At 32.9% G+C, this 2,639-nt stretch carries 1 protein-coding gene; it reads left to right on the top strand.

Annotated elements, in window-relative coordinates:
• The first annotated feature begins 179 nt into the window (after positions 1–179).
• Positions 180–2,480: a hypothetical protein gene (locus tag ACFO3G_RS03445; protein WP_380078010.1), complete on the top strand. Its 2,301-nt coding sequence runs from the start codon at positions 180–182 to the stop codon at positions 2,478–2,480.
• Positions 2,481–2,639: the final 159 nt, after the last annotated feature.

Raw genomic sequence — 2,639 nt, 5'->3', positions numbered from 1 at the left:
TTTTTTCGATAACTTGCCACTGTTTATCAGTCAGGTTGGTTGAATATTGCTCCATAACTTTAATTGTTTGATAATCATAAAGTTACAAATAATAAATCAGCTAACCTACTGATATTCAATATATTAATTCCTTATATAAGATTGTTTTTCAATTAAATTTAAACAGCTTCTTAGTTACTATGAAAAAATTATTACGATCAGTATTTTGTTTAATACTTATCCTTGCGCCTTTTTATTTATATGGGCAAGATCAAGAAGTAGTTGTTAAAGAGGATTTCTCTAAGTTTACTATGGGTTCGGAAGACGATCCATATTCAAAAGATGAAGCAGATGAATATACAACTTATATTCCTTCTGAATTGACACATAAGGAGGGGTGGACCGGTGCTGCCATACATCAAGCCGGGGGCGTTTGCTTTGTATCAAATTATTCTACAGGGTGGGACCTGGAAGATGGTTATTTGAATACACCTTATGGAGATTATAGTGGTAAAATCACAATTAGTTTTCGTGCAAGGAGTAAAAAGAAGTATGATAAAGAATGTGTAATCTACGCTAGTATTGCTTCTGGAAGTACAAACTTAGGTGGAGATAATTTTAAATTGACAGAGGAGTGGAATAACTATATTACAACTATTGATGTCGAGGCAAATGATAAATCTCAAAATTCTTTTGTTCAGTTTACTGCAAATTCTGATGTTCAGTTCTTTATTGATGATATAACAATTACAAGACAAAAAGGTCTTTTACCTTATCCTGAAGTGACTGGTTATGATGACCTAAAGGCAGATGGATTTAGAGCAAACTGGAATGCTTTACAAGAAATAGATACATATCTGGTCAGTGTTTATTCAAAAAAAGAATATAAAGCCACAGACTCAATTGTTGATTCATTTGAGGATGTGAAATTGACGGAAGATCATAAACTTGTTTCAAATGATTTCGGTCAATTCAAAGTATCTCTTTCTTCTGAAAATCCAATTAATCAAAATAAGGATAATGCAAAGACAGGTGATAAATCTTTGCATATGATATCGGGGGACTTTCTTGAGCTGAACTCTTCATCCAAACCGATTGTTCATGCTAGTTTTTTTGCTAAAGAGGTTAATACTAAAGAGCATGGTTCTATATTGATTGAACAATATGTTGGAAATGATTGGACTCAACTTCTTAAAATCGATACAAAAGGAATTCCAGATTTTAAGTTTATACCACTTGATCAGTATCTTAATTTTAATGCCACTGCCATAAGAATACGCATTGAAGATGATGGTGATATATATCTTGACGATCTTAAAGTGTTTTACGAGCCGGATCATCAGTTCGTAGAGGGATATCAAGATAAAGAAGTCACGAACTCAACTTCGCTTACTGTGACCGGATTAGACCCGGAAACAGACTACTATTATTCTGTAAAAGCCAAAAAGGGAGATGAAATATCATTACCCTCTGAAGAGGTCTTTGTTTTTGGTCTTGTTACACCTGTAGTTTTGGAGGCGGAAAATATTGGTCAAGATAACTTTACTGCAAAGTGGGAAAAGACACCTAAAGCAGATGGTTATCTGTTTAATAACTATAATTTAATATCAGCATCAGAAAAAAGGGATATTGTCATTTATGATGAGAATTTCGAAAAGATAAAAAAGGGTATCGATAAACCCAATGATTACAAAGAATTGAATAAGGAAAATTCATTCTTGGATAAATACACTACATATCCAGGTTGGATGGGAGCACAAACAATTGTGGCTGATGGAATGATAGGAACTAAAGGTTTTGGCGCAGCTATTATTCTTCCTTCAATAATCTTTTCTCCACAACAGTCATATTCTGTAAAGGTTCATATTCGTGCGTGGGGAGAAAAAGACACAGATCTTGCAGTGCAAGTGAATGGAAGTAGGCCGGAAGGAGTGGAAGCTATTCATTTTGATGAAACTGGATTCATTGAAAAAGACATCTCTTTTGTTTATTCAGACAAGAACGATATGAACATAGGTGTTCTTTCTTGGTCAGGAGAGCCTTTCCTTTTGGATAGCGTCAATGTCGTAGCTACATTACCTGATCAAACATCAGTTGCGTTCTTAAACAATAGGGTTAATCTTGTAAAGAAACAGACTGAGTGTGTGGTTGATAATTTGATGAAAAAAGATGATTTGACTTATTATTATACTGTTAAGGCATTCAGGTTTATTGGTTCGAATGTTGTTTTTTCAGATTTGTCGGATAAGATGAATGTGAAGTTGAAAGAACAAATAGATGAATCAACGAAAGATGTTTGTTTGAAAAAAGATATTACAATCAAAAATAAATCTATTATTTCTGGATCTCATCAGATGATATATGTATATGATTTACGAGGAACACTTTTGTATCAAAAGTATATGTTTGAAGATGAAATTATCAATTTAGAAGAGGTTGTAAAAGGAAATCAAGTGGTTATTGTTAAATCAACCAATAACATACATAAGATATTGTTATAATTTCCCTAATCCGTGATATAGGATAGTTGAAGATGGGGCTGTGTCAAAATTCCATTTGGCGCAGCCCTTTCTGTTTTTTGAAAAAAGTTTCAACTTTCTCTATATTAAGTCTTTTCCATGTTATTAATAATAGTTATCTTTATGGTATACAAATAGTTA

It is taken from the genome of Falsiporphyromonas endometrii, assembly GCF_042654485.1.
GTDB classification, from domain to species: domain Bacteria; phylum Bacteroidota; class Bacteroidia; order Bacteroidales; family Porphyromonadaceae; genus Porphyromonas; species Porphyromonas endometrii.
This window is presented reverse-complemented; position numbering and strand designations above follow the sequence as displayed.

Coding starts and splice junctions, on each gene's coding strand:
- ACFO3G_RS03445 (WP_380078010.1), top strand. CDS start 180: ATGAAAAAATTATTACGATCAGTATTTTGTTTAATACTTATCCTTGCG.